Genomic DNA, 25,877 nt, shown 5'->3' with positions numbered 1-25,877 from the left:
CGAGCGCTGCACGGGTAATCGGCACAGGCAATATTCCACTGTAGCCTCCAGCAGCGCGCACGGGCACGAGCCGGGGCTTGTCAGCACGGCCGAGCGACCTGCCCATACAATATTGAAGTGACCATTCCGGCCGAACAGCATCGGGCGAGCGGGCGCCGCGGCAGTTTGCTCCGGGCCGTTCTCGCCATTGTGGTGGTCGTCGGGCTGCTCGCGGTCGGCCTCGCGGGTACCATCAGTGCCCTCAATCGCACGGTCTACAGCGCCGGCGGTTTTGTCGAACAATACCTTGACGCTTTGGTCCGCGGCGACACGCTCGGCGCCCTCGCGTTCGACGGAGTGATGCCCAGCCAAACTGACCTGGCCGACTGGGGGCTCACCAACGAGGTCGCGAGAGGTCTGCCAGAGACGCTGCTGCGGGCATCTGTTCTGAGCGGTCTCGACAATATCGAACTCGCGAGCGCAACTGCTACGCCCGCCACCGACGACGGAACGCTCCAGACCGTGGTGTTCGATTTCGATCTGAACGGCACCGCGTCGAGCATGGCGTTCGCTGTGGAGCGGGCGGGCTCGTTCGCTGGCGTTTTTAACGCCTGGACGTTCAGCACCAGCCCCCTTGCCGTGCTGCAGGTCTCGGTGCTGCACGAACGATCGTTCACGGTCAACGGCCTCACCCTGGACACGCGAGCCCACAGTGCAGCGGATGCCCCCGCCACGTTCTCCACGTCCGCCGCGTATCTCGCGTTCGCCCCGAACCGCTACACGTTCGAACACGAGTCGGCCATGCTCACCGCTCAAAAGAACACCGTGCGTGTGACGGAAGGCGGTCCCACCGCAGTGGAGGTCACCGCCCTACCGAACGAAGCCATGGTGAGCCAGGTACAGTCCGAGCTGAATAAGTTCCTCGACCAGTGCGCCACGCAGACGGTGCTGCAACCGACCAGCTGCCCGTGGGGCATCCAAATCGACGACCGCATCGAGAGCACTCCGGCCTGGTCGATCACCGCGTACCCCATTGTCGCCCTCAGCGCCGGCGAGCTGTCATTTGAGATGGCCGCTACCCCCGGGCAGGCTCATATCGTGGTGAAGGTGCAGTCACTGTTTGACGGCGACATCAGCACCCGCGACGAAGACGTACCGTTCACGATGGGGCTCAGCGCTGTCGTGCAGCCGAGCGGTGCCCTCGCTATCCAACTTCACTAGGCACGGCTAGCTGGGGTTCCGGGCGTCGCGCTCGGCGATGCGGGCCAGATTCGCGTTGTACTTGATGAGCTCGGCGTCCTCGGTGCGGTCCGCCGTGCGATCCAGCCGTTTCGTGACTTTGGTGTCGTCACGGCTCCACATAATCGCGACGACGACGGCCAGCACGAAGGTCGGCAGCTCGCCGATTCCCCAGGCGACACCGCCACCCATCTGCTGGTCAGCGATTGGTGACACTCCCCAAGTCCGGCCCATCGCTCCGTACCAGTCGGCCAGAAGCAGCCCAGTTCCGCTCATCAGGGCGAGGCCGAAAAACGCGTGGAAGGCCATCGTTACCAGCAGCAACAGCAGTCGGAAGGCGTACGGCAGGCGGTACGGCACCGGGTCGATGCCGATCAGGGACTGCACGAACAGGTAGCCGGTAATGAGAAAGTGCACGATCATCCACAGGTGGCCGATGTGGTCGGTGGTGGCCCAGCTGAAGATGGAGGTGTAGTAGAACACCCACAGTGAGACACCGAACAGCACGGCCGCGACAATCGGGTTGGCGACGATGCTGGCAAAGCGCGAATGCACCGCGGTGAGGATCCACTCGCGCGCGCCCCGACTGCCGTCCTGTCGTTTGGCGATCGCTCGCGCGGCGAGGGTTACCGGGGCGCCAGGCACGAGCATCAAGGGTACGAGCATGGTCAGCACCATATGCACGAGCATGTGGGTGGAGAACAGGTACTTCTCGTACACATTCACTCCACCGTTGGTGATGTAGATCAGGGTGAGCATGCCCAGAACCCAGAGCACGCTGCGGTAGATCGGCCAGGTGTCGCCGCGACGGTGCAACCGCCAGACGCCGGCGAGATAGAAGAAGATGCCGAAGGCACAGAACAGAATCCAGGCGAGGTCGAAGTTCCACTCGGTGAAATAGCGCGAGAAGGTGAGTTCGGGCGGCAAAAGTTCACCGGTCAGAATCTGCGCCGGCGTTGATTGGGGAATCTCGGTTGTTACCACCTGCACGACGGGCGTCGCCGTGCGGGCGAGCGCGGCGGCCACACCGGACGCGAGGCCCATGAAACCGAGCTCAGTCACGACGAGCCACCAGAACCAGCGGCCGTTCGCTGGCCCGCTCCGCTGCATCCGCCTGATGAAAAACCGGCGTTGCAGAATGCCGAACCCGCCGAGTGCGACGAGAGCGGCGACCTTCACGAGCACGAGCAGGCCGTAGGGGCTGAGAAGGTTGTCCCAGCTGCCGATGCGCAGTTCAGCGCTGACATAGCCGGACGCGGCAACCACGATGAATGAGACCAGCGCGAGCGAGGAATACCGACCGATCACCTGGCGGATGCGTTCGCCGTCCAACTGGGTACGCAGCACCACAATGGTGAGCAGGCCACCCAGCCAGATCGCCACGAAGACGAGGTGCAGCCCGAGCGCCGTGATCGCGGCGTTGTGTCCCGACGCACCCGCCGAGTGCCCCTGCTGCGCCATGGGCAGCAGGGCGGTCAGAGCCAGCAGGGTCACAAAAACCAGCGCGGTGTGATTGCGTACGGCGAAGCATAATACGGTGACGCCGGCCGCGATCAAGGTCGTCGCGAGCCAGGCCTGCCCCAGTTCGATCTGGCTGAAGAATTGGCCGACCGTGGCGCTGAACTGATCGCTGATGCCGAGTGGCACATTGGTGACCTGCAGAAAGGTCAAAAAGCCCGTGAGAGCGGATGCGACGGCAAACAGCGCCGCGCACGCTGCGGCGAAGTCTAGGGCGGTGCCGAACTCGCGTTCCTTGGGACTGAGCGCGAACAGGGTGAGCACGAGGGCACCAATCGTGCCGGCGGCCGCGAGGTTGACCACGAGCTTGGCGATGGGCAGTCCCCAGCGCACCACCGGTCCCGGGTCGGCGAGGAGCTGGGCAGAAGCGCCACCGCCAAAGGCCAGGGCGACAAGGGTGGACAACACAGCGACCAGCAGCAGGGCTGCCGGTCCGAGAACGCGGACTATACGGGGCACCCACCCAGCTTATTCGCCCGGCCCTGAGCATCCGTCTTGCCTCTTCGCGCACGCGCAGCGGCGGCGGGCACGAGGTCGTGTATTTCGACAAGTTAGAAGACACCAAAAGGGGCGCCGACCGTGGTCGACGCCCCTTTTTTGAGCAAAAGCTACTTGGCGGCAGCCTTGAGCTTGCTTCCGGCGGTCAGCTTGACGCGGTGGCCGGCAGCGATGGCGATTTCTTCGCCGGTCTGCGGGTTGCGGCCGGTGCGAGCAGCGGTTGCGGTGCGCTCGACGCCCAGCCATCCCGGGATGGTGACCTTGCCATCGGCGGCAACGGTCTCAGCAAGGGTTGCAAAGAATGCGTTCAGAACGCCGTCAACGGCGGCCTGGCTCTGTCCGGAGTCAGCGGCAACCTTGGCAACGAGCTCGGTCTTGTTCAGCGACTTGTCAGCCATTGAGTGTCCTCCTCGGACCTTCGTCTGTAAAAACAGCGATATTCGTAATACGGATGCTCCTCGAAGAGAAGCCCCGCTGGTCGGTTCGACCGAGTTGAAATCTAGCATTGATCCGCCAAAATCCGCGGATTTACGGCGTTTTTTGGCCATTTCGGGGTGGTTTTCCCCTCTGGGCACCCGATTTTCGCTCTCCGCGAAACCGCCGGGGACGGAACGGGCCACCGAGCAGGGTACACAAAACGGGATGTCGACCGAAGTCGACATCCCGTTTGGATGATTCAGAAGCCGCTGAAGACAAGCTTCAGCGGTTGCCAGAAGGAGTTACCAGCTGGACTTGGTGATGCCGGGCAGCTCGCCGCGGTGCGCCATGTCGCGAAAACGAACCCGCGAGATGCCGAACTTGGAGAGGTGGCCACGGGGACGACCGTCAACGGCGTCACGGTTGCGCAGGCGCACCGGGCTCGCGTTGCGCGGCAGCTTCTGCAGGCCCTTGCGAGCGGCTTCACGCGACTCGTCGGTGCCAGCAGGGTCAACCAGGGCCTTCTTGAGCTCAAGGCGCTTGACGGCGTACCGCTCGACGATGACCTTGCGCTGGTTGTTCTTGGCAATCATGCTCTTCTTCGCCATGTTTAGCGCTCCTCACGGAAATCAACGTGCTTGCGAATAACCGGGTCGTACTTCTTGAGCACGAGACGGTCGGGGTCGTTACGGCGGTTCTTTTTGGTCACATAGGTGTAACCGGTTCCGGCCGTGGAACGAAGCTTGATGATCGGACGTACGTCATGAGCCTTAGCCATTAGATCTTCACCCCACGAGCGAGAACGTCTTTGACAACACTCTCGATACCACGAGCATCAATAACCTTGATTCCCTTTGCGGACAGGGTCAGTGTGACCTTGCGACGAAGCGACGGCACGTAGTACGTCTTCTTCTGAACGTTCGGGTCGAAACGACGCTTGGTGCGCCGGTGCGAGTGCGAAATGTTGTGTCCGAAGCCGGGAACAGCTCCGGTCACCTGGCAAACAGATGCCATGGTTTCCTCCATTACCGAAGGGCGAATGCCCTTCCCAAGATCCCTTGTCGGCGAGCTGCTCATAAATGACCAACTCGCAATGCGCGCGCAGAGGCGCAGCAGCCCTCTACGATACGGGCTCCCGGGACGCAGTGCAAATTCGTCCGCGAATCTCCGTCGAAATTGCGCGAACACGTGCTTTTACCGGCCAGCACTCCGGCGGACCATCGAGACGCTTCGCGTCACCGAGCGGATGCTGCGGCTTGGACAGTGCAGGCGGCGCACAGCCCGAACACATCAACGACGTGAGCGGCCTGGGTGAACCCGTTCTGGGCGGCGACGTCCTTGGCCCAGGTCTCGACGGCATCCGCTTCGATCTCGACCGTGAGACCGCAATTGCGGCAGATCAGGTGGTGGTGGTGGTCATTGGTGCTGCACGCGCGATAGAGGCTCTCGCCTTCCGGCGACTGGAGCGAGTCGGCATCACCCTCGACCGCTAGATCGGCCAGGGCGCGGTAAACCGTCGCCAGACCGATTGGGGATCCGGTCGAGTGCAGGGAGGAATGCAACGCCTGCGCGCTGATGAAGCCGTCGTTGGCGCCGAGGGCACCCCGAACGGCTTCACGCTGCCAGGTGTTTCGCTTCATGACATCAACCGTAGCGATGTTCGCGATGTCCGGCGCGCATCCGCTTCGCGGGGGAGCCGTGCGCTAGCCAACCGCCGCAACAGCAGGGCGAGCAAAAACAGTGCGACCGCAGTGAGGGCAATTGCCGGGCCGGCCGCAATGTCGAGTGAGCGGGAAAGCAGCACACCGACCAGTCCGGCCAGGGCCCCGAGCAGGGGGGCAATGATAAACATCTGCGTGGTGGTGCGCGAGACCAGCCGAGCGGCTGCGGCGGGGGCAGCGATCAGGGCGATGGCGAGGATGGCCCCCACTGCGGGCATCGCGGTGACGACGGTGGCCGTGATGAGTACCAGAGTCAGCAGTTCGATCGGCCATTCTCGATAGCCGGCCGCGCGAAATCCGTTCACGTCGAAGGTTGAGAATATGATCTGCTTGCCCAGAAAGACAATGGCCAGTACGGCAAACGCCAGCACGATGGCCACGAGCGCCACATCATTGCTGCTCACCGTGAGAATCGACCCCACCAGGTAGGAGTCGACCTTGACCGGCAAAGACGGATTGAGCCCCTGCAGCAGAACGCCGAGCGCAAATCCGGCGGTGAGCAGAATGCCGGATGCCACCTGGTTTCCCTGGCGTTTGACCCGCCCGATCAACGTCATGACGCCGACGATGACTACGCTCGCCACGGCGGCGCCGAGTGGAATGCTCAAACCGAGAATCGCCGCGCTGACCGCTCCCGGAAAAGTCGCGTGGGTCAGTGCCTGGGCGAAGAAGGTGCGCTGGCGCAGCACCACCAGGGTGCCGACAAGGCCACTGAGCGCCCCGATCAGCAGTGACGCCAGGAGGGCCTGTTCGAAGTAGCCCATCAGTGTGCCACCGGTACGGCCCTGCGCTGTCGACGCGGGCCGCCGATTCGCTCCAGTGCGAGCCGCACGACCAGGGCCAACACGTAGCCCGCGACGAGCACGAGCACGACGGTGGCTCCGCTCGGCAGGTCGACGCCACCGTTGACGGATGCTTCGTAGCCGAGCGTCAGCCCCACCCAGGCGGCCAGTATCGCGAAGCCGGCGGCGACCGGAAAGAGCAGCCACAACCGATTGGTCACCAGGCGGGCGACTGCGCCCGGCACGATCAGCACGGCCAGGACGAGCAGGTTGCCCACAGCGCTGCTTGCCGCCACGACGACGAGGGCAATGGCGACGTTCAGCAGAATGTCGAGCAGAAGCGGCCGGTAGCCGGCCGCCGCCGCGCCTTCACGATCGAAAGCCCGAAAGACCTGCTCTTTCAAGGTGAACCCCGCGATGATCAGGGCGATTAGGCAGACCACAACGGTTTGGTTGACCTCGGCCGGGCTGACGGTCAACAGGCGTCCGAACAGCAGGGCGTCCAACTGACCGACATAATTTGTTTCCCGTGAAACTACAATGATCCCCACGCTGAACATGGCCGTGAAGACGATGGCGATCGCGGCGTCCGAGGTGACCGCACGCTTGACGATGATAGTGAGTACGACGGCGGCGATGAGCGCCGCCACCATGGCTCCCACGAACAGCCCGTCGCGGCCACCCCAGACAAATCCGATGGCCACACCGGGAAAGACCGCGTGGGTGAGTCCGTCACTGATGAACTCCAGCCCGCGCAGGTTGACGAGTACACCGACGAGTCCGGCCACGAGGCTGAGAACGACGAGCACGAGCAGCGCCCTGGCCATGAACGGCAGGTCGAAGGCGGTGATCAGCACGGTATTCATTAACGGCGTGAAGACATCCACTCAGTGACCTCCGTGACCGGGAACCACGATGGTGTGCTCGTCCATTTCCACGCCAACGGAGCCGAATGCCTGCTGTACGTTGGCGAGGGTCAACACCGCATCGCGCGGTCCGAACGCCACCTGGGCGCCGTTGAGTAGCAGCACACACTCGCAGACGGCGCGCGCGAGATCGAGGTCGTGGGTCGACACGAGCACCGCGACGCCCTGAGTTTTGAGCCGTTTCACGGTTTCGATGAGGGCATCCCGGTTGACCTGATCGAGGCCGTTGAAGGGCTCATCGAGCAGAAGCAAGCGCGGGGCGGATGCGACAGCGCGCGCGAGCAGACCACGTTGCTGCTGCCCGCCCGAAAGCTCACCGAAGCGTGTCTTCGCGCGATTGCCCAGGCTGACGGTCTCCAGTGCCTCGGCCACGGCTCGGCGATCGGCCCTGGTTGGCATGCGCCACCAGCCGAGGGAGCGGTAACGGCCCATCATGACGACCTGCTCGAGGGAAACCGGAAAATGGGGGTCGAGCTGGTCGGTCTGGGGCACATAGCCGATGTAGCCGGCCGGCGCCGGCCACTGTCCAAGCACCTCCACGGTACCGGACGTGCGGGTGATGAGCCCGAGGATCCCCTTGAGCAGGGTGGACTTACCCGATCCGTTCGGACCGATCAGGGCAACGGCCTGGCCGGGCAGTACCGTGAAGTCGATGCCGGTCAGCGCAGGGTCTGCGCCGTACGCAAAGGACGCCGTTACCACGCGAAGTGCAACGGCAGCGTTCGCTGTGGGTGTTACTTGGGCAGTGTTCTCGATCACGTGTTAACTATTTCAGGTCGACGGGGAGTGCAGAGGGTGTGACGCCCCACGATTCGAGCATAAGCGTGGCATTGTGCAGCTGCGCCTTGATGTAGGTATCGCCGGCGCTTCCGTTCGGGCCGAGCGAGTCAACGTACAGGGCGTCGTCGCCGGAGTAGACGGTAACACCAGCTTCGGTCGCAATCGTCTCGGCGGTTTTCGGGCTGAGTGATGCCTCAGAAAAGACGGAGGTGACGCCGGTCACCCTGATCGCCGCGACGAGGGAGTCCATCTCGGCGGCGCTCGGCTCGGCGTTGTCGTCGAAGCTTGGAATCACCGAACCGACATAATCGATGTCGTACGCAGCCGTGAAGTAGCCCAGGGAGTCGTGGTTGCTCACAAGCAGTCGATCGCTCTCCGGCACCGTGTCGACGTTGGTGCGGATCCATTCGTCGAGGCCATTGAGTTGAGCCGCGTACGCCGTCGCATTGGCCAGGAAGGTTGCTGCGTTGGCACTGTCGGCGGCGGTGAGGCCGTCGGTGATCGTCTGCACGATGGTCGCGGCGTTCTGCACGTCCGTCCAAATATGCGGGTCACCGCCCTCGTGGGCGTGCTCGGCGTCGTCGTCGCTCGCGTCCTCGGCGTCGTCGGTGTGCGCATCCGCTTCGTCGGTGGCGTGATCCTCGCCAGCCCCAACCTCGGAGATGTCGATGCCGGTGTCGGCGTCAATCGTGACGCCGTCAAAGCCGGAGGCGGCAATGGCGTCGTCGAGCCACTCTTCAAGTCCGACGCCGTTGATCACGAGCACGTCGGCGGCGCCGAGCGCGGTCAGGTCGGCCGCGGACGGGTCGTAGCTGTGGGCGCTCTGATTTGGCTGGATGAGTTGGGTCAGGTCGACACCTCTGGCATCGCCGACCACGTTGCGGGTGAGATCGGCGACCTGGGTGGTCGTGGCGACGACCTTGAGGTCAGCGGCCGGGCCGTCAGCGCGCACGGTCTCTCCGGCCGAACATCCCGAGAGGGCGAGGGCGGCAGATGCGAGCAGCGCGGGAAGGACAAAGTATCTCTTGGGCATTTCCTGAGAATAGCCTTACTGATAATGATTGTCAAAACCATTAAGAAGGCGAAAAAGGCAGGTCTACTCGAGCAACAGTGCCGGTTCCTCGATGATGCTCGCAACGTCAGCGAGAAAACGGCTCGCGACGTCCCCATCAACAACGCGGTGGTCAAAGCTCGCACCGATGGTAGTCACATACCGCACCCGCACCTCACCGTCCACGACCCACGGCTTCTGCTTGATCGTGCCGAGGGCCACAATTCCAGCCTCCGGTGAGTTGAGAATGGGGGTGCCGGTGTCCATGCCGAACACGCCGATATTGGTGATTGTGATCGTGCCGTTGCTCATCTCGGCCGGGCTGGTCTTGCCGTCCCGCGCGGTCAGGGTGAGTTTCTCGAGGGATGCCGCGAGTTCGAGCAGGCTCATGTCCTGCGCTTCCTTGATGTTGGGCACGATCAGCCCGCGCGGGGTCGCTGCTGCAATGCCGAGGTTCACGTAGTGCCGCACGATGATTTCCTCATCGGTGAAGGTCGAGTTCACCGTGGGGTTGCGCCGCACGGCCCAGATCATGGCCTTGGCCATGATCAGCAGGGGCGACACGCGAATGCCCGCGAAGTCCGTGGACGCCTTGAGCCTCTTGACGAATTCCATCGTGCGGGTGGCATCGACGTCAACAAACAGGCTCACGTGCGGGGCCGTGAACGCACTCTTCACCATCGCCTGCGCGATGGCCTTGCGCACGCCCTTCACTGGAATGTGCTCGTCGCGATCGACCGGCCATTCCGGCGTCTGGATGTTGCGGAACACGCTGGCCTGGGTCGCGCCGCGCAGCACGTCTTCGCGAGTCACGTCGCCGACCGGCCCGGTCGCCTCGACCAGGGAGAGGTCGACGCCGAGGTCTTTGGCGAGCTTCCTAATGGGCGGCTTAGCCATTACCGGTCCAACGGATGCCGCGCGCCGGGTCGGTTCCAGCGGCTGCGCGCGCGCGCGCGCCGGGGCTTTTGGCGCGAGCGTCTCGTGGGCGACGCTCGTGGCGGTGTGCCGACGCCGACGGGTCGGCATAGTAGCGGCGGCACCGCGGCCGACGAGCACCGGTTCCGGCGCCTCATCGCTGATCGTGCTGCTCGTATCTGTGGCCAAAGAGTCAACGGCGGATGCGACGGCATCCGCTGTCGGAGCTGCCGCTGGCTGGTCTCCACTCGCGTTGGCATCGGGATTGATCGTGATGATGAGGGTACCCACGTCGACGGTAGTGCCGGCCGCGACCAGAATCTCCGCGACCACGCCAACGAACGGCGACGGCAGCTCGACCAGGGACTTGGCTGTTTCGATCTCAACGAGAACCTGGTTGATCGTCACGGTGTCGCCGGGCGCGACCTTCCACTCGACGATTTCAGCCTCGGTCAGGCCTTCGCCGACATCGGGGAGGGTGAATTTCGACACGCTCATAAGGTGCCTTTCTTGAAGTGTATTAGTGCCAATTAGTAAGCGAGAGCGCGGTCCACGGCTTCGAGCACCCGATCGGGGCTGGGCAGAAAATGCGTCTCGACGGCGGCCGGCGGAAACGGTGTGTCAAAGCCAGAGACCCGCAGCACGGGGGCTTCGAGCGTGTAGAACGATCGCTCGGCGACTGTGGCGGCGATCTCACTGCCGACGCTCACGAAGCCGGGGGCTTCCTGGGTGACCACGAGGCGGCCAGTTTTCTGCACCGAACCCAGAATCGGTCCATAGTCGATCGGGGAGATCGAGCGCAGGTCGATGACCTCAAGGCTGATGCCCTCCGCGGTGGCGAGTTCAGCTGCCTGGAGCAGCACGCTGACCATAGCGCCGTGACCGACTAGGGTGACGTCGGTGCCGTCCCGCACCACACGGCTGGCGTGCAGGGGTGTTCCGCTTTCGTCAAAGCGCACCTCACCCTTGGGCCAGTAGCGACTCTTGGGCTCGAAGAAGATCACCGGGTCGTCACTGGCGATAGCTTCCTGCATCATCCAGTAGGCATCGTGCGGATTAGAGGGGCTGACCACACGCAAACCGGGAGTGTGCGCGAAGTAGGCTTCCGGGCTTTCCTGATGGTGCTCGATCGAACCAATGTGTCCGCCGTAGGGGATACGAATGACCACCGGCATGATGAGCCCGCCCTCGTGGCGGTTGCGCATGCGAGCGAGCTGACTGGTGATCTGGTCAAAGCCGGGAAAAACGAATCCGTCGAACTGAATCTCGCAGACCGGTCGAAACCCGCGCATGGCCAGGCCAATTGCCGTGCCGATGATGCCGGATTCGGCGAGCGGCGTATCGAGCACCCTCTTGTCCCCGAATTCGGCGATGAGGCCCTCGGTGACCCGAAATACTCCACCGAGGGGGCCAATGTCCTCCCCCATCAGCAGAACTCTGGGGTCGTCGAGCATTGCGCGACGCAGCCCGGCGTTCAAAGCCTTGGTCATCGGTAGCGAAGCGGATGCCACGCTGGTGTCTAGTGCAGTGGTCATCAGTTCTTGCCCTCGTCAAAGGATGCTTCGTAGCGTTCCAGCCAGGCTTTTTGCTCAGCCACGAGCGGATGCGGTTCGGCGTAGACGTTGTCGAAGATCACCGATTGCTCCGGACCGGTGATCTCGAGAGCACGACGACGGGAGTCGGCGGCGAAATCGGCCGCCTCATCGTCGACGTCGTCGAGGAAGTGCTGCTCGACGCCCAAGCCCTTGAGATAGCTACGAAAGCGCACGATCGGGTCGCGGGCCACCCAGTAGGCGAGTTCCTCTGGGTCGCGGTATTTGGTCGGATCATCGGCGGTGGTGTGGGCGCCGACCCGATAGGTGAGTGCCTCGATCAGCGACGGTCCGTGACCGGCGCGAGCGTCATCCATCGACTTTGCCGTGACGGCGAAGCTCGCGAGGACATCATTGCCGTCGATCTGGGTGCCGGGCATTCCAAAACCGCCGGCACGCAGGTACAGCGGCGTGCGGGACTGACGGGCGACGGGCACCGAGATGGCCCAGTGGTTGTTCTGCAGAAAGAACACTTGCGGCGTCTGGTAGCTCGCCGCGAAAACGAGCGCCTCATTGGCATCGCCCTGCGATGATGCTCCGTCGCCGTAGTAGACAATGACGGCCTGGTCGGTCTCTGGGTTGCCAGTCGCGGTCGAGCCGTCCAGTTGCATGCCCATGGCGTAGCCGGTTGAGTGCAGGGTCTGTGAGGCGAGCACGAGGGTATAGAGGTGAAAGTTTCCGTGCTCTTCGGGTACCCAGCCGCCGAGGGTCACCCCGCGCAACATTCGCAGAATGTCCACAACATCAAGGCCGCGGATCATTCCAACAACGTGCTCCCGGTATGACGGGAACACATGGTCCTGCGGCCGGGTGGCGTAGGCGGATCCCACCTGTGCGGCCTCCTGGCCGTGGCTCGGAACCCAGAGCGCGAGCTGGCCCTGCCGCTGCAGGTTGGCCGCCTCGGTGTCAAACTTACGCACCACGACCATATCGCGATAAAAACGTCGGTGGTCGGCCTCGGTGATCCGGTCGAGGTAGGGCAGAAACTCTTCAGCGGCGGCGTTCGGCTCGAATACTCCGGTCGGGGAAATCATGCGCACGCAGGTGTCGGCCCCATCGAGACCAAAAGGTGTGGACGCTGCAGCAGTGCGTGATGCTGTCGCGTCGTTTCGAGTGGCTGGCATCGTACTAACCTATCTTTCGAGCCGGGTGGTCGGCGGGAAGCGCGTCGACAAGATCCGCGCTTATTAATAGGAGTGTCGCCACAGCCTGCTCCTCACCGATCGAGATCCGAATACCTTCGTGCGCGAAGGGACGCACAACCAGGCCGGCCGCGCTAAGTGCCTCGGCGACACTGGTCGTTTCATCGCCCGTGGGCAGCCAGAGAAAATTGCCCTGGGGTGCAGGGATGTTCCAGCCCTGGTCGATCAGCGCCCGCCAGGTCGTATCGCGACGCGCGGCGATGACTCGAACCCGATCTAGCAGCTCTTTCTCCGCGTTGAGGGAGGCGATCGCGGCGGCTGCCCCCTGCGCGGTCACGGAGAGAGGGATCGCCGTCGATCGGGCGGCGTTGAGTACGTTTACCGGGCCGAGCGCATAACCAACCCGTAGCCCGGCGAGGCCGTACGCCTTGGAGAATGTGCGAAGGACAACCAGGTTGGGGTAGCGAGCGAGCAGCAATGGCCCGCTGACAGCATCCGCCTGGGTAACGAACTCGATATATGCCTCATCGAGAATGACCAGCAGGTCGGTCGGGACGACGGCCATGAAAGCCTCGAATTCGTCCTTGGTCACGATCGTGCCGGTGGGGTTGTTTGGCGAGCACACGATGACGACCCGGGTGTTCTCGCTGATCGCGGCGGCCATTTCGGGCAAGTCATGGGCGTGATCGGTGCGGTTGGGTACGCGCACACTGAGCGCACCCGCAACGGTTACGAGTGAGGGATAGGCCTCAAACGACCGCCACGAGTAGAGCACTTCGTCGCCCGCACCTGCAGCGGCGAGAATGAGCTGGGCCAGCAGGGCCACCGACCCGGAACCGATGTGCACCTGATCGACGCCGATGCTGTACTTGGCGGCAAGGTGCTCGCGCAGAACCAGCGCCGAGGCGTCCGGGTACCGGTTGTAGGCCGTTTCGGCCGTGACCGCCGCGATGACGCCGGGCAGCGGATCGAACGGGTTTTCGTTGCTGGAGAGCTTGTAGGCGCTGGCATCGGCCGGTTTGCCCTGCTTGTAGGCCGGAAGGGCGATAATCTCCGGGCGCAGGCGGACGGAGGGTCGGTCTGAGAGGCTCACTCGGCGAGTCTACGCCCGGATATATTCGCAATGACGAATGAACGTTCGTTGGACTTTCGCCCGCTGCAAGCCGGTGAGATAGTGGAGGCATGGCCAGATTTCTGATCCAACTGATCGTCACTGCGGTAGCCCTGTGGTTCACGGCCCTATTTGTGACCGGCGTGCATGTCACGCCCTACGCGCCGGACCCGGGTGCCAGCGTGCTCACGTATCTGCTCCTTGCGCTGATCTTCGGTTTCGTCAATACGGTGGTCGGCGGTGTGCTGCGCGTCGTGGCTTTTCCTCTTTATATTTTGACATTGGGCCTGTTCTCACTCATCGTCAACGGACTGCTCCTGCTGCTGGTGGCGTGGCTCTCCGGGTTTCTGGGCTTCGGCCTCGTCGTCGACGGCTTTTGGTGGGGCGTGCTCGGCGCACTCGTACTCGGCGTTATCTCCTGGCTGCTCGGCCTCATTCTGCGCCCGGTCACCGCGCGCGACTGATCGGGCCGCACCCACGCGCGCCCTACCCGTGCGCAGGTCCTCCCGGCAAGCGGATGCCGCGCCACAGCATGGCCTCGCCCGGTTCGTTCCCGATGACTTCGGTCACAGTGGACCGAAAGCTGCTGAGGTTATCTTCCGGCGAGGCGTCAATCATGCGCGCCGTCTCCTGGTAGGTATCGAGATCGTGAGCAGGCAGCACGGTCCCGGTTGGCGGCTCCTGCCCAGCGAACGCTTCGCGCCGAACGAGAAGTCGATCGTCGGAATCGATCATGCTGGCGCCGCCCATGGCGGTCACGACGTCATCGGTGTGCTCTATCGTCATCGTGGCCACGCCGGGTGGCACCGGAACTCGCGATTCGGGTGCCCCAAAGGTTGCGACCGCCTCCACATTGAACCAGGTGTACGCCGCAACCTGGGTTGCGACCAGCCCGCCCTGAGAATGGCCGGCAAGGACAACCGGATCGGACGGTGCAATGCCAGCCGCTTTCATAGAGTCGATGACAGCCGAGAAGGATCCCGCATTCTGGCGGGCAAGCGCAGCAATGTTGGCCGTGAGGTCCCAGGGTTCAGTCGTCGCGACAGGGTTCCAATCGACAGTTCCGCCGATGTAGACCGCCCAGGAAGGGTTTTCGAGCGTGCCGTATCTCTCGATGCGCACCTGCGACTCGCCCGGAACGGCTTTCGGTATGCGAGCCGCCAGGTCACCGACCCCTGCTGGTGGAGTCGCTCGCGTTCCTGCTCCCACCGCCGTCGCCGTCACTGGACCTTCCTGGAGCAGACCAAGGACGCGCGCCGCAGCCACCACCCCGAGGGCGGTCTGGGAAACGCCGACCAGTCCCAATCCCTCGTCGCCGAATGTACGACCAACAATTCGCGGCGTCCCTTGAAGACCAGCGGCGGCGTCGTCGATTGATGAGGCCGCTAACCGAACGAGCAGCACCACAGCCGGGTTGGTGAGCAAGCGAGGGCTGATCTGCACTCCGCCGGCTGCGCCGTTCTGCACCGCGGACAAAGATTGCGTGGTTCCGTAACGGCGCATCAGTTCGAGGGTGAGAATCCCGGTCAGGGTGACACCGAGCGGCGTGCTGTACAGAGCCAAAAAACAAGCGCGAACCAGACGGCCAAGGTCGTGAGCCACGTCTGCGGCACTAAGCAGCGCGAGTTCTTGCGCCAGCCGCTCCGCATAGCCATAATTTCGGGCTGCTGCCCGGAGATAACTCGCGACTTCCGAACACAGCGTCGCGAGTCCATGGAGTCTGCCGGCCGCCTGCAGAAGATCCGGCCAGGAATCCTGTCCAAGCCAGTTCGCCGGCCGCATCGGATCCAAATTTCGAATGCGATAGGCGCGACCAGCCCAGTCGGCGGCATCGTCCCGGAGTGCATCCACAAACTGGGACTGAGCCAGAATGGCATCCGTTGCCACGATCGCGGTGCCACCCACCGAGACAACCAGGTCGCCGTCTTCAAAGCCATTACTCACGCTAGACACATGCGCTCCTCTTCGTGAATGTGCCTGCGAACACTGGCGAGCGCGTCATCGAGATAGTGCAAAACCACATCGAGGTCTGCAAGCATTTCGGCCACTCGGAACGAATATTCGCGCTGCGAGCGCGAACTCCAGGCCTCACTGGGGTCAAGCATGCCCAGGTGTCGGCGGCCCGCTGTGATCTCTGCGTGCAGCGTGAAGAGAAGATTGCGCTGAGTGCGCAACATGGCCAGACGTTCATTGCGATCCTGACCGTACAGCAGAACCTCCACACGGTCCATGACACCTCCTAGTCAGGGACGATCGTCGCAGGATCAGCGACCCGTCCCGTGGCCTGTCGCGCAAGCTGTGCACAAACGCTAAAAACTGGGCGTGTGGAGAAGACAAAACTGCTCCACAATGGGAGGCATGCCCTTTGCGTCTCTCACCCCGGATGAGTCGACGCCGTTTCGAATCATTTTCGTCTGCACGGGTAACATTTGCCGATCACCCATGGCCGAGGTCGTGCTTCGCGACGTCGTCACGAGGCTTGGTCTTGGTCGTCTCATCGCAAGCAGTTCAGCCGGCACCGGAGACTGGCACGTGGGTGAGCAAGCCGACGGTCGCACGATCACAGCCCTGGCCAAGCGCGGCTACGACGGTAGTCACCATCGGGCCCGTCAATTTGACCCGCTGTGGTTCGCCGAGCACGACCTTGTCGTTGTCCTCGACCGCAGCCAGGAGCGCATCCTGCGGAATTGGGCATTGGAGGATCGCGATCGCGCCAAGGTGCGCCTCCTGCTGAGCTTTGACGTCGAGCAGGCCCCCCTGCTCGACGTGCCAGACCCCTACTATTCCGACGATGCGTTGTTTGACGCCGTATTGGGCATGATTGAGAGGGCAAGTCACGCACTTGTGAAACAACTTGCACCCGCAATTCGACAGGGAGTCCGATGAGTCACCTACCCGTACAGGTTCTAAGCCCGCTAGATGGCCGCTACCGAGCCGCCGTTTCCGATCTGGGCGAGTTCCTGTCCGAGGCCGGTCTTAACCGCGCCCGGGTGCGAGTGGAGGTGGAGTGGCTGATCACCCTCACCGACCGCAGCCTGTTTGGTTCCGCCCCCCTGACCGCCGAGCAGAAGCTCGCGCTGCGCGGGCTCGTAACCAACTTCGGTCAGGCCGAGATTGACGAACTGGCCGAGCTCGAGGCCACCACCCGTCACGATGTCAAGGCCATCGAATACCTCGTCCGTCGACGCCTGGGAACACTGGGCCTCGATCACATCAGCGAACTCACCCATTTTGCCGCCACCAGCGAGGACATCAACAATCTCTCCTATGCCCTGACCGTTCGTGACGCCGTCCAGACTGTCTGGCTACCCAAACTGAGTTTGGTCATTGATGCGCTGCGCAGCCGCGCGCTGGAATTTCGAGCGGATGCAATGCTGGCGCGTACCCACGGGCAGCCCGCGACGCCGACGACAATGGGAAAAGAACTCGCTGTATTCGTTTACCGGCTCGAGCGCATTGTTCGGCAGATCAATGCTGGCGAATACCTGGGCAAGTTCAGCGGTGCTACCGGAACCTTTGCCGCTCATGTAGCTGCGGAGCCTTCCGTCAACTGGCCCGCGCTTTCGCGCGAGTTCGTCGAGGGTCTTGGCCTCGGGTGGAACCCGCTTACTACCCAGATCGAATCGCACGACTGGCAGGCTGAGCTGTATGCCCGTACTTCCCACGCGAACCGCATCCTGCACAACCTGGCCACCGACATCTGGACCTACATTTCCATTGGCTACTTTCGCCAGATCCCTCAGGTTGGCGCCACCGGTTCTTCCACCATGCCGCACAAAATCAATCCGATTCGGTTCGAGAACGCGGAGGCCAACCTCGAACTGTCCTCTGCCATCCTGGACTCGCTCGCGTCGACCCTCGTGACCAGCCGTCTGCAGCGCGACCTCACCGACTCGACGACCCAGCGCAACATCGGTGTCGGTTTTGGGCATTCGCTTCTCGCGCTCGACAATATTCTGCGGGGCCTCGGCGAGATCGATATTGACCGTGCGCTTCTCGCAAGCGACCTCGACTCCAACTGGGAAATCCTGGGCGAAGCGATTCAGACCGTGATTCGTGCCGAGGTCTCGGCGGGGCGCTCATCGATTGAAGACCCCTACGCGTTGCTCAAGGAGCTAACGCGCGGCAAGCGCATCTCGAGCGCCGACCTGGCCGAGTTCGTGTCGGCCCTCGACATTGGCGCCGCGGCCAAGTCCCGGCTCCTGGCCCTGACCCCGGCCAGCTACGTCGGTCTCGCGGATTCTTTGATCGACTATCTGCCGTAGCTGGGGCGGCCACGCCTGAGCGGCGTCCGCCCGGATTAGGCCGGACGGACGCCGCTTCCTAGCGACCGGGGTAGACGATGACCTTCATCTGGCCCGGCTGGCGACCAGCATTGAGGGCCTGCTCAGCGTCGGCGAGCACAAAAGTGCTCGTGACCAGAACATCGAGGTCGACGGCGCCGCTCTCAACGAGTTTTATACCGAGCGGCCAGGTGTTGGTGTATCGGAAGACGCCGCTCAACCAGATCTCCCGGTTCTGAATCCAAGAGACGGGCAATTCGACCGTGTCGTTGCCCATCCCGACGAGAATGGCGCGGCCACCCGGCCGCACCGCCAGGATTCCGGCCTGCACCGCCGCCGCCACCCCGGAGGCATCGATGAACGCATCCACCTCCAGACCCTCGATCAAGTCGACCCGCGGGTCGAGGGCCACGGTCGCCCCGTGCTCCAGGGCGAACGCGCGCCGGTCATCCTCGATATCAGTGATGTAGACCGTGGTGGCGCCGAAAGCCCGCGCGGTCTGCGCCATGATCACGCCGATCGGGCCGGCCCCTGCGATGAGTACGCTACTTCCCGGACCAATGTCGGCGCGCTTGCATGCCCAGATGCCGACCGAGAGGGGTTCAATGAGCGCCGCGGCCTCGTCGGAGATGCTGTCGGGAATCGCGTGGGCGAAGTCCGCTTGAATCGCCACGTACTCGCAGAATGCCCCGTCGATCGGCGGCGTCGCAAAGAACTCAATGTCGGGACAGAGGTTGTAGCGACCGGCCTTGCACTGCTCGCAGACGCGACACGGCCGCTGCGGCTCGACAGCAACGCGCTGCCCGACGCGAGCCGGGTCGACGTTCGAGCCGACCGCGGTGATGCGCCCGGACAACTCGTGACCGAGAATGAGCGGATGCTCGACCACGTACGGTCCGATGCGGCCGTGCTGGTAGTAGTGCACATCGCTCCCGCAGACGCCGACGGCGGCAACCCGCACCAGAACCTGGTCGGGCTCAAGGAGGGGAACGGGCACTGTGTCGAGGGTGACCTCCCCGGGGGCGCGCAGCAGGGCGGCTTTCATCAGCGTGGTCACGGGGTGTTCTTTCGTTAGGGGTGTCGTAAGTGAGGCATCCGTCACGAGCGTTCCCCGCCTGCGAGGTAGGACGCAACGGTGACTTGTGCGCCGTGTTCAACGAGCGAATCCAGGGCGGCCAGGTACGCTGCTGCAAACCGCTCGTTGCTGGCGAGGTCGCCGAATAATTTCTCGTTGCGTACAAAGGCCAGCCGGTCGCCCCGCTGAGTCTGCGCGATCGCCACGAGTTCGGCGCTCAGGGAGTCGACGACCGTGATCGGCTCACCCTGCTCGTCGGCGCCCTCGGCATACCGTGCCCAGCTGGCCACGATAGCGGCCGAGCACTCGATCTCTCCACCGCTGGCGAGCTGGTCACGAATGACCGGCACGAGCCATTTCGGGATTCGGTCGGATGATTCGGCGCACAGCCGGGCGAGGGTGTCTCGCACCTCGGGGTTCGAGAACCGCGCGATCAGCGTGGCCTTGTACTCGTCGAGGTCAATTCCGGACACCGGTTTGAGCGTGGGCGTCGCCTCCCGATTCATGTAGCGTTCAACGAAACTTCGCAGCGCCACATCTGCCATGGCCTCGTGGGCATATCGGTGACCGCTCAGATAGCCGAAGTAGCACAGGGCCTGGTGGCTGGCGTTGAGCAGCCGCAGCTTCATGTACTCGTATGGCGTGACGTCCTCGACCAGCTGCACATTGGCCTGCTCGAACGGTGGGCGGCCGAGACCGAAGTCGTCCTCGACGACCCACTGAAAAAACGGTTCGCAGACAACGGGCCAGCCGTCGTGCAGCCCGGTGAGGGCTGCGGCTTCAACGATGTCGTCGGCCGACGTGACGGGCGTGATGCGGTCGACCATGGCGTTCGGAAAGTGCACGTTATGCACCATCCAGTCGCCGAGCTCGGCATCCTTGAGCAACGCGAAGGCGGAGAACATGCGTTTGGCCATGTCGCCATTGCCCTGAATATTGTCACAGGACTGCACTGTGAACGGCTCGAGTCCCCGTTCCCGGCGTCGGCGGAGCGCCTCGGCGACGTAGCCGAAGACGGTCGTCGGCACGGCGCCGTCGACGAGGTCGGCGACCACTCCCGGGTGGGTCTGGTCAAACGTGCCCGTGACTTGGTCGAAGTTGTAGCCGCCCTCCGTGATCGTGAGCGACACGATGCGAATAGCGGGGCTCGCCAGTTTCTCGAGTACGACCTCTGGATCGTCGGGCGCGAACAGGTACTCGACGATGCTGCCGATGATCGACGGCTCGCGGTGTCCGTCCGGGTATTTGAGCGTGACGGTATAGAGGCAATCCTGCTCGTCGAGCACCTCCTTCATTTTGCGGTCACCCTCGAGGAGGCCGACGCCGCAAATCGCCCAGTCATGGGCGAGGCCCGCGTTCATGAGGGCGTCCAGCGCCACGGCCTGGTGGGCTCGGTGAAAGCCGCCGACGCCGAAGTGCACGATTCCCGCCGTTAGTTTCGAGCGGTCGTAGTTAGGCCGGGCAACCCCGGACGTCAGATTACCGAGTGTCGCATTAGACAGTGTGGGCTGAGTCATTTACTTCACCGCTCCCATGGCCAGTCCGCGCACGAGCTGCTTTTGAGCAACCCACCCGGCGATGATGACCGGCAGCACGGCGATCGTTGACGCGGCGGAGAGCACCGCGAGGAACTGACCACGACCGTCGACGAAACTCGCCAGGAACGGCGGCGTGGTGCGAGCGATCGAGGTCGTGAGAAGCGTCGCAAGGAAGTACTCGTTCCAGGCGAAGATGAAGCAGATCAGGGCGACGGCCGCGATGCCGGGCACCAGAATCGGCAACACCACCCGGATCAGTTCGGTTCGCAGGTTCGCCCCGTCAATCTGGGCAGCCTCGACAATTTCGCGCGGTACCTCATTGAAGAACGACCGCATCATCCACACGGCGATCGGCAGGTTCATGGCCGCGTAGAGCAGGCCGATCGCGGTGATGTTGTCAAGAGCGCCGAGGGCCTTGAGGATGAAGAACACCGGCAGGATCGACGCCGCGGCCGGCAGGAAGCGCGTGGAGATGAAGAAGAACAACACGTCCTGAACGCGCTTGATCGGGCGGATGCTCAGGCCATAGGCCGCTGGAATGGCGAGGAGAAGCACGATCGCCGTCGACGACAGGCTCGCGGTGAGCGAGTTGAGGAGATACGTTCCCATGCCGCGGTCAAAGACGAGCGCGTACTGGTCAAAGCTCAACGCGGTGAAGATGGTCGGCGGGATCGAGGCGGCTGCGCCTTCGGTCTTGAGACTAGTGAAGACCATCCAGGCGATGGGAAAGAAGAACATCAGCACCAGAAACCAGGTCGCCGCGGTGATCAGGGTGCCCGTGAGCTTGCGCATCAGCGGTCACCTCCATTCATGAATACTTTGAAGAGGGTGCGAAGAGCGAGGGTGGCGACGGCGATCGTCACAATGACCGTGACGACTCCGAAGGCGGCAGCTTGCCCGACGTCGAGTCCGATGAACGCCCGCTCATAGAGCAGGTAAGACAGGGTCTTGGTACCGCCCGTTCCCTTCGTCATGATCGCGATCGGGTCGAAGGCCTGCAGGAGCATGATCGACCCGAGGAGGGTCGCGATCTCGATGTACTGGCGCAGGTGCGGAAGCGTCATCCACTGGAAGGTTCGGAACGGGCCGGCACCGTCAACGGCCGCGGCCTCGAGCACTTCCCGACTTTGGCTCTGCAGCCCGGCAAGCAGGATGAGCATCATGAACGGCGTGTATTGCCAGGTGAGCATCATAATGATCGTGAGCGCCGGAAAGTCGGTGTTCCAGGCGATCGAGGGTATACCGATGAGGTTGAGTCCCACGTTGACCAAGCCGACGTTGACGTCGAGCATCGACCACTTCCAGATGAGAGCGGCGGCGGCCGGCATCACCAGGAACGGGGTGATCATGAGTGTGCGGGCAAGACCCTGGCCCATGAACTTACGATCGAGCAAGACAGCGAAAAACAAACCAAAGACGAGCGAGAGCACCACGGACGAGCCGGTGATGACGACGGTTGCCATCAGCGACGGGAAGAAGTCTGGGCCGGTGAAGACGACCGCGTAGTTCTGAAACCCGGCGAACGCGATCTCGGCCGGGCGGAGCTGGTTCCAGTTGAGGAACGAAAAGTAGATCGTGACCAAAAACGGAATCTGGGTGAGCACGATCGAAAAGAAGAGTGCGGGCAGCACGAGTGCCCGTGACTGTCGAGCCTTCGTGCGCAGGGAGAGTGCGGCGGCGTGCGATCGTTTCGCCGTGGGCGGTGCCGGCGCCGGCGACCGGGTTGACGTCAGGGTTGTCATTGCTTCTTCCTCATCGTTGCTGTGCTGTCGGGGGCCGTTTGACCGACCCCCGACAGCACGTTCTTGTGCGGTGCTACTTCTGCTTGTCGCCCGCGGTCTGAGCGATGACCTGGCCCTTATCGAGGGCCTCCTCCACAGTGGTGCGTCCGGCGATGGCATCCGCTACCAACTGGGCGACCTGGTTACCAACGTCCTGGAACTCGGGAATCGTCACGTACTGGATGCCAACCCACGGCTGCGGATTGAGCCCGGGCTGCTTCGGGTTGACCGAATTCATGACGTCGAGCGTGATCGGGGCGAAGGCCGCAGCGGCTTTCTGATATTCAGGGATCGAGTAAGTCGACGTGCGCGCTCCCGGGGGGACGCGGGTCCACCCCAGAGTCGTGCCGACTAGCTGCTGGTATTCCTTGCTCGTGGCCCACTTGACGAACGTGGTCGCGGCGTCGGCGTTCTTCGTGGTCTTTGGAACGGCGAGGTTCCAGGACCAGAGCCAGCCGGATTCCTCCGTCTTGTAGACCGGAGCGTGGGCGTAGCCCATTTTGCCAGCAACGGCGGAAGTGGCGGGGTCTTCGAGGATTGACGCGGCCACCGATGCGTCGTACCACATCGCGACCTTGCCGGACTGGAGTTGGTTGAGGCACTCGGTGAAGCTGTTCGATACCGGGTCCGGCTCGCCCGCTTCCTTGAGCAGGTTGACATAGAAGTTCACACCCTCGACGAACTCGGGCGAATTCACCTGAGCATTCCAGTCCTCGTCGTACCACGCGCCACCAAAGGTCTGAACGACGGTGGTCAGCGGTGCGAAGAGGTCGCCCCAGCCGGGCTTGCCGCGCAAGCAGATGCCCGCAACGTCGGAGGTGTTGAGGGCTTTGGCCGCCGTCTCGACTTCCTGCCAGGTCGGGTGGTCCGAGATCGTGATGCCGGCCGCGTCGGTCATTTCCTTGTTGTACATGAGGATCGATGATTCACCGTAAAAGGGAACGGCGTACTGCTTGCCATCGACCGTGAGTGCGGTGCGCACGGCGGGAAGGGTGTCGTCGACGTCATAGGCCGGGTCGTCGGCGAGGTCCGCAGTGAGGTCGGTGAGCCAACCCTGGGCGCCCCACTGCGGCACCTCGTAGGCACCGACCGTGACGATGTCATATTGGCCGGCTCCGGAGGCGACGTCAGCGGTGACGGCGGCGCGAAGGTCGCCCTCTTCCATTTGCACGAAGTCGATCTTGATGCCCGGGTTGTCCTCTTCGAACGTTCCCTTGAGCTGCTCCATGTCTTTCATTTGCGGGTTGTTCACCGTGGCGAGGGTGAGGGTGACGTCTCCCGACGCCGATCCACCTCCGCCGGCACCGGTGCAGCCCGTGATCGCGAAGGCGGTCACAAGGAGCCCAGCCCCCAGCGTGATCGCACGTTTCTTTCCAAGCATTGGAACTCCTTTGTTGTCGTTGCTCTTGCCGTGTGCCGGGGCAGGCAGGACCAATCCGCATTCGCTGCTGATCTGTCCGGAGTGTGTGCCCGCCGTCATCCGATGCTTGAAATTACCCGGGTTGGATACTGCACTCATATCCCGCGCAGACTGCGTTTCTGATACTTTCTTTCCAGCGGATGCCGCGGCTACATCGTCTCCACGGTAGTTGCCTGCCCGGTCTGATCGGAGTTGTGATGAAAGCGTTACCCGGTGAGATCGTTCAACCCGGCGCCATCGCGGCGCGGTTCCTCGAACGACCCGCGACCCGCGAGCTCATCCGGCACCTGCCGAGCGAATCTTTCCGCTGGCTCGAGCACGACTACCCGAGCCAAATCGCACGCTGGAACTACCATCCTGAGTACGAGCTGCACCTGATCCGGCACGGCACGGGCAGCTACATCATTGGCGACCAGGTCGGTCCGTTCGGACCGGGCCAAGTAGCGCTTATCGGACCGGGTGTTCCGCATGATTGGATGAGCGACCTGCAGGCCGACGAGGTTGTCTACAACCGTGACGTCGTGCTGCAGTTCACCGACGAGTGGTTTGAAGGCTGCGCGAGCACGATGCCCGAACTCAATCCGGTGCGCGCACTCCTGGAAGCGTCGGGTCACGGCATAATTTTCAGCGGGTCGACGGCCGAGCGCGCGGCCGCCGAGCTGGAGCTCATCGGAATCACGCAGGGTGCGCGCAGAATCTCCCACGTGTTTGCGGTACTCGCCACCCTGGCCGAAGCGCCGGCTGACGAAAAATCCTTCGTCGCCCGGGAGTGGTTTACCACCACCGGGCAAGGCGACGGCAAACTCGCGGTCGAGGCTGGTCTGGCCTACATCTTTGACAACCTCGCGAGCCGCATCCGCATGTCCGACGCCGCCCGGCTCGCGCACATGTCGGAGCCAACGTTTTCGAAGTACTTCAAGAAAGCGAGTGGACTGACCTTCACTGCCATGGTGAAGAAGCTGCGCATCGCGAATGCCTGCCGGCTGCTTGCCCAGACCGATGACCCGATCGCCTCGGTATCACTCGGTGTTGGCTATTCAAATCTGGCCAACTTCAATCGCCAGTTCTACGCCGAGCTGGGTATGACCCCGAGTCGCTATCGGCGGCTGGATGCCGATGAGCGCCCGAAGGGGACGAGCCCGAGTCTTGACCTCAAGACCCGGCGCAATCCGTCCGTGCTCGAGGTGGCCGCAGGGATCACGGTGTAGGGCACAGTGCTGAGCCCGGCCAGGTGCCCTGTCCGGCGCCGGTCAGTGGCCGTTTTGCTCGTCCAGGTCGGTCTGCTCCGACGCGTTCGGTTTCATGCCGAGCACGAGCATCGCAATTACCACGAGCGCCACGATGAACGTCACCCCGAGTCCGATGACCGAGAGCATGAGTTCTCGCGTCGTGAGAAGAATGGTCACTCCGACGAAGAGAGACATCGCGCCGGAAATTCCGAGCAATTCGGCCGGCTTCAACCGATCGGAGCGGCTCGGCTGGTGCGCCGGGTTGGGGGTACCAGGAGTCTTTTTGGTCACAGGGAGTCCGAATCATTGGTTGCAGTGTTCGCGGGGGCGGGGTCCGCTGTTGCCGTGGCGCGAGGACGCTGTCGGGGAGAATCCCCTTTGAGGGACAGCCCGGCAATCGGCAGGAATACAACGAGGAAGACCAGGTAGGCGCCGAACAGTCCGACCGAGACCACCGGGTTGGGCGGAAGCAGCAGCAGAAGCAGAGCGAGTGCCGCCCCGCCAATACCGGTAAAAAGCCAGTCCTTGGCGGGTAGAGGACGTGCGCGCAACCGGATGCCGGCATAGATTTCGAGAAAACCAGTGATGGCACCCCAGACGCTCACGATGAAAAGAAAAAACCCGTGTCCACCGGTGTGGAAACCGAGCGCTAGCGCGCCAGCGATCATGCTCACGATGCCGTGAATGAGAAACAGGCTGCGGTCGATAGCAACGGTCAGGGTGCGCGGTCCAGCCAACACGAGCAGGATGCCGCTCGCGAGGGCGAATGCCCCGAAAACGATCAAACCCAGCTGCGCGGAGTGATCACGGTTGAACGTGATGATGATGGCAGGGATGACTGCGATCAAGGCGCGCCCAACGGGTACAGCCCAATAGCGGG

Annotated in this window: 28 protein-coding genes; 5 read left to right on the top strand and 23 right to left on the bottom strand. The window is 63.2% G+C overall.

What is annotated here, in order from left to right; genetic code table 11:
- Positions 1-117: 117 nt before the first annotated feature.
- Positions 118-1,200, top strand: coding sequence for a hypothetical protein (locus tag E3T51_RS04615; RefSeq protein ID WP_134528082.1), 1,083 nt, complete (start codon positions 118-120; stop codon positions 1,198-1,200).
- Between the two features lie 6 nt (positions 1,201-1,206).
- Here E3T51_RS04615 and E3T51_RS04610 read toward each other — a convergent pair whose 3' ends face one another.
- The 14 genes from E3T51_RS04610 to E3T51_RS04545 form a co-directional block, all read right to left on the bottom strand.
- Positions 1,207-3,195: a bifunctional copper resistance protein CopD/cytochrome c oxidase assembly protein gene (locus E3T51_RS04610; protein WP_134528079.1), complete on the bottom strand. Its 1,989-nt coding sequence runs from the start codon at positions 3,193-3,195 to the stop codon at positions 1,207-1,209.
- A 149-nt stretch (positions 3,196-3,344) separates the two neighbouring features.
- Positions 3,345-3,632 carry an HU family DNA-binding protein gene (locus tag E3T51_RS04605; protein ID WP_035835256.1) on the bottom strand — a complete coding sequence of 96 codons (288 nt, stop codon included), beginning with the start codon at positions 3,630-3,632 and terminating at the stop codon, positions 3,345-3,347.
- A gap of 321 nt (positions 3,633-3,953) precedes the next feature.
- Positions 3,954-4,259, bottom strand: a complete 306-nt coding sequence (rpsN, locus tag E3T51_RS04600) for a 30S ribosomal protein S14 (RefSeq protein WP_092110538.1) — start codon at positions 4,257-4,259, stop codon at positions 3,954-3,956.
- Between the two features lie 2 nt (positions 4,260-4,261).
- Positions 4,262-4,429: a 50S ribosomal protein L33 gene (rpmG, locus tag E3T51_RS04595; protein WP_035880539.1), complete on the bottom strand. Its 168-nt coding sequence runs from the start codon at positions 4,427-4,429 to the stop codon at positions 4,262-4,264.
- Positions 4,429-4,665: a 50S ribosomal protein L28 gene (rpmB, locus tag E3T51_RS04590; RefSeq protein ID WP_035835252.1), complete on the bottom strand. Its 237-nt coding sequence runs from the start codon at positions 4,663-4,665 to the stop codon at positions 4,429-4,431. Before rpmB ends, rpmG begins: the two co-directional genes overlap by 1 nt.
- A 221-nt stretch (positions 4,666-4,886) precedes the next feature.
- A complete protein-coding gene (locus E3T51_RS04585) occupies positions 4,887-5,291 on the bottom strand; it encodes a Fur family transcriptional regulator (RefSeq protein ID WP_134528076.1) in 405 nt (134 codons plus the stop codon).
- Positions 5,288-6,136: a metal ABC transporter permease gene (locus tag E3T51_RS04580; RefSeq protein WP_134528073.1), complete on the bottom strand. Its 849-nt coding sequence runs from the start codon at positions 6,134-6,136 to the stop codon at positions 5,288-5,290. Before E3T51_RS04580 ends, E3T51_RS04585 begins: the two co-directional genes overlap by 4 nt.
- Positions 6,136-7,041 (bottom strand): metal ABC transporter permease, encoded by a 906-nt coding sequence (locus E3T51_RS04575; protein WP_134528070.1) that lies wholly within the window; start codon positions 7,039-7,041, stop codon positions 6,136-6,138. The genes E3T51_RS04580 and E3T51_RS04575 overlap by 1 nt, the downstream gene beginning before the upstream one ends.
- The gene (locus E3T51_RS04570) at positions 7,042-7,839 is read right to left on the bottom strand and encodes a metal ABC transporter ATP-binding protein (RefSeq protein WP_241989174.1); all 798 of its coding nucleotides are present in this window, start codon (positions 7,837-7,839) and stop codon (positions 7,042-7,044) included.
- 7 nt (positions 7,840-7,846) lie between these two features.
- The gene (locus E3T51_RS04565) at positions 7,847-8,893 is read right to left on the bottom strand and encodes a metal ABC transporter substrate-binding protein (RefSeq protein WP_134528067.1); all 1,047 of its coding nucleotides are present in this window, start codon (positions 8,891-8,893) and stop codon (positions 7,847-7,849) included.
- Between the two features lie 63 nt (positions 8,894-8,956).
- The gene (locus E3T51_RS04560; protein ID WP_134528064.1) at positions 8,957-10,324 is read right to left on the bottom strand and encodes a dihydrolipoamide acetyltransferase family protein; all 1,368 of its coding nucleotides are present in this window, start codon (positions 10,322-10,324) and stop codon (positions 8,957-8,959) included.
- Between the two features lie 32 nt (positions 10,325-10,356).
- Positions 10,357-11,361, bottom strand: coding sequence for an alpha-ketoacid dehydrogenase subunit beta (locus E3T51_RS04555; protein WP_134528061.1), 1,005 nt, complete (start codon positions 11,359-11,361; stop codon positions 10,357-10,359).
- The gene (locus E3T51_RS04550) at positions 11,361-12,452 is read right to left on the bottom strand and encodes a thiamine pyrophosphate-dependent enzyme (RefSeq protein ID WP_233205819.1); all 1,092 of its coding nucleotides are present in this window, start codon (positions 12,450-12,452) and stop codon (positions 11,361-11,363) included. The genes E3T51_RS04555 and E3T51_RS04550 overlap by 1 nt, the downstream gene beginning before the upstream one ends.
- Positions 12,453-12,546: 94 nt before the next feature.
- Positions 12,547-13,653, bottom strand: coding sequence for a histidinol-phosphate transaminase (locus tag E3T51_RS04545; RefSeq protein WP_134528055.1), 1,107 nt, complete (start codon positions 13,651-13,653; stop codon positions 12,547-12,549).
- An 89-nt stretch (positions 13,654-13,742) separates the two neighbouring features.
- On the opposite strand from E3T51_RS04545, the gene E3T51_RS04540 reads away from it, so the two are divergent.
- Entirely contained in the window at positions 13,743-14,135 is a 393-nt protein-coding gene (locus E3T51_RS04540; RefSeq protein WP_104191762.1) for a phage holin family protein, read from the top strand.
- Positions 14,136-14,157: 22 nt separating this feature from the next.
- Here the strand turns inward: E3T51_RS04540 and E3T51_RS04535 are convergent, their stop codons facing one another.
- Both E3T51_RS04535 and E3T51_RS04530 read right to left on the bottom strand, forming a co-directional pair.
- Positions 14,158-15,624, bottom strand: coding sequence for a hypothetical protein (locus E3T51_RS04535; RefSeq protein WP_134528053.1), 1,467 nt, complete (start codon positions 15,622-15,624; stop codon positions 14,158-14,160).
- Positions 15,612-15,902, bottom strand: coding sequence for a hypothetical protein (locus E3T51_RS04530; RefSeq protein ID WP_134528050.1), 291 nt, complete (start codon positions 15,900-15,902; stop codon positions 15,612-15,614). Before E3T51_RS04530 ends, E3T51_RS04535 begins: the two co-directional genes overlap by 13 nt.
- A 127-nt stretch (positions 15,903-16,029) precedes the next feature.
- Here E3T51_RS04530 and E3T51_RS04525 point away from each other — a divergent pair, with 127 nt between their 5' ends.
- The gene (locus tag E3T51_RS04525) at positions 16,030-16,557 is read left to right on the top strand and encodes a low molecular weight protein-tyrosine-phosphatase (protein ID WP_134528047.1); all 528 of its coding nucleotides are present in this window, start codon (positions 16,030-16,032) and stop codon (positions 16,555-16,557) included.
- Entirely contained in the window at positions 16,554-17,936 is a 1,383-nt protein-coding gene (purB, locus tag E3T51_RS04520) for an adenylosuccinate lyase (protein ID WP_134528044.1), read from the top strand. The genes E3T51_RS04525 and purB overlap by 4 nt, the downstream gene beginning before the upstream one ends.
- Positions 17,937-17,994: 58 nt before the next feature.
- On the opposite strand, the gene E3T51_RS04515 is transcribed toward purB, so the two are convergent.
- The 5 genes from E3T51_RS04515 to E3T51_RS04495 form a co-directional block, all read right to left on the bottom strand.
- On the bottom strand, positions 17,995-18,999 hold the full coding sequence (locus E3T51_RS04515; RefSeq protein WP_134528599.1) for an NAD(P)-dependent alcohol dehydrogenase: 1,005 nt from the start codon (positions 18,997-18,999) through the stop codon (positions 17,995-17,997).
- 53 nt (positions 19,000-19,052) lie between these two features.
- A complete protein-coding gene (locus tag E3T51_RS04510; RefSeq protein WP_134528041.1) occupies positions 19,053-20,546 on the bottom strand; it encodes a mannitol dehydrogenase family protein in 1,494 nt (497 codons plus the stop codon).
- Positions 20,547-21,359, bottom strand: coding sequence for a carbohydrate ABC transporter permease (locus tag E3T51_RS04505; protein WP_134528038.1), 813 nt, complete (start codon positions 21,357-21,359; stop codon positions 20,547-20,549). It abuts the gene before it with no gap.
- Complete coding sequence (locus E3T51_RS04500; protein WP_134528035.1) at positions 21,359-22,309, bottom strand: carbohydrate ABC transporter permease; 951 nt, start codon at positions 22,307-22,309, stop codon at positions 21,359-21,361. The genes E3T51_RS04505 and E3T51_RS04500 overlap by 1 nt, the downstream gene beginning before the upstream one ends.
- A gap of 73 nt (positions 22,310-22,382) precedes the next feature.
- Positions 22,383-23,729 (bottom strand): ABC transporter substrate-binding protein, encoded by a 1,347-nt coding sequence (locus tag E3T51_RS04495; protein ID WP_134528032.1) that lies wholly within the window; start codon positions 23,727-23,729, stop codon positions 22,383-22,385.
- A gap of 236 nt (positions 23,730-23,965) precedes the next feature.
- Between E3T51_RS04495 and E3T51_RS04490 the strand changes: the two genes are divergently transcribed.
- Entirely contained in the window at positions 23,966-24,976 is a 1,011-nt protein-coding gene (locus E3T51_RS04490; RefSeq protein WP_134528029.1) for an AraC family transcriptional regulator, read from the top strand.
- A gap of 42 nt (positions 24,977-25,018) precedes the next feature.
- On the opposite strand, the gene E3T51_RS04485 is transcribed toward E3T51_RS04490, so the two are convergent.
- Both E3T51_RS04485 and E3T51_RS04480 read right to left on the bottom strand, forming a co-directional pair.
- The gene (locus E3T51_RS04485; protein WP_134528025.1) at positions 25,019-25,288 is read right to left on the bottom strand and encodes a hypothetical protein; all 270 of its coding nucleotides are present in this window, start codon (positions 25,286-25,288) and stop codon (positions 25,019-25,021) included.
- Complete coding sequence (locus E3T51_RS04480) at positions 25,285-25,845, bottom strand: hypothetical protein (protein WP_166806385.1); 561 nt, start codon at positions 25,843-25,845, stop codon at positions 25,285-25,287. The genes E3T51_RS04485 and E3T51_RS04480 overlap by 4 nt, the downstream gene beginning before the upstream one ends.
- Positions 25,846-25,877: the final 32 nt, after the last annotated feature.

This window comes from Cryobacterium serini (assembly GCF_004404025.1).
GTDB lineage: Bacteria > Actinomycetota > Actinomycetes > Actinomycetales > Microbacteriaceae > Cryobacterium > Cryobacterium serini.
This window is presented reverse-complemented; position numbering and strand designations above follow the sequence as displayed.

Coding starts and splice junctions, on each gene's coding strand:
- E3T51_RS04605 (WP_035835256.1), bottom strand. CDS start 3,632: ATGGCTGACAAGTCGCTGAACAAGACCGAGCTCGTTGCCAAGGTTGCC.
- rpsN (WP_092110538.1), bottom strand. CDS start 4,259: ATGGCGAAGAAGAGCATGATTGCCAAGAACAACCAGCGCAAGGTCATC.
- rpmG (WP_035880539.1), bottom strand. CDS start 4,429: ATGGCTAAGGCTCATGACGTACGTCCGATCATCAAGCTTCGTTCCACG.
- rpmB (WP_035835252.1), bottom strand. CDS start 4,665: ATGGCATCTGTTTGCCAGGTGACCGGAGCTGTTCCCGGCTTCGGACAC.
- E3T51_RS04585 (WP_134528076.1), bottom strand. CDS start 5,291: ATGAAGCGAAACACCTGGCAGCGTGAAGCCGTTCGGGGTGCCCTCGGC.
- E3T51_RS04580 (WP_134528073.1), bottom strand. CDS start 6,136: ATGGGCTACTTCGAACAGGCCCTCCTGGCGTCACTGCTGATCGGGGCG.
- E3T51_RS04565 (WP_134528067.1), bottom strand. CDS start 8,893: ATGCCCAAGAGATACTTTGTCCTTCCCGCGCTGCTCGCATCTGCCGCC.
- E3T51_RS04560 (WP_134528064.1), bottom strand. CDS start 10,324: ATGAGCGTGTCGAAATTCACCCTCCCCGATGTCGGCGAAGGCCTGACC.
- E3T51_RS04555 (WP_134528061.1), bottom strand. CDS start 11,361: ATGACCACTGCACTAGACACCAGCGTGGCATCCGCTTCGCTACCGATG.
- E3T51_RS04550 (WP_233205819.1), bottom strand. CDS start 12,452: ATGATTTCCCCGACCGGAGTATTCGAGCCGAACGCCGCCGCTGAAGAG.
- E3T51_RS04540 (WP_104191762.1), top strand. CDS start 13,743: ATGGCCAGATTTCTGATCCAACTGATCGTCACTGCGGTAGCCCTGTGG.
- E3T51_RS04530 (WP_134528050.1), bottom strand. CDS start 15,902: ATGGACCGTGTGGAGGTTCTGCTGTACGGTCAGGATCGCAATGAACGT.
- E3T51_RS04525 (WP_134528047.1), top strand. CDS start 16,030: ATGCCCTTTGCGTCTCTCACCCCGGATGAGTCGACGCCGTTTCGAATC.
- purB (WP_134528044.1), top strand. CDS start 16,554: ATGAGTCACCTACCCGTACAGGTTCTAAGCCCGCTAGATGGCCGCTAC.
- E3T51_RS04515 (WP_134528599.1), bottom strand. CDS start 18,999: ATGAAAGCCGCCCTGCTGCGCGCCCCCGGGGAGGTCACCCTCGACACA.
- E3T51_RS04510 (WP_134528041.1), bottom strand. CDS start 20,546: ATGACTCAGCCCACACTGTCTAATGCGACACTCGGTAATCTGACGTCC.
- E3T51_RS04505 (WP_134528038.1), bottom strand. CDS start 21,359: ATGCGCAAGCTCACGGGCACCCTGATCACCGCGGCGACCTGGTTTCTG.
- E3T51_RS04500 (WP_134528035.1), bottom strand. CDS start 22,309: ATGACAACCCTGACGTCAACCCGGTCGCCGGCGCCGGCACCGCCCACG.
- E3T51_RS04495 (WP_134528032.1), bottom strand. CDS start 23,729: ATGCTTGGAAAGAAACGTGCGATCACGCTGGGGGCTGGGCTCCTTGTG.
- E3T51_RS04490 (WP_134528029.1), top strand. CDS start 23,966: ATGAAAGCGTTACCCGGTGAGATCGTTCAACCCGGCGCCATCGCGGCG.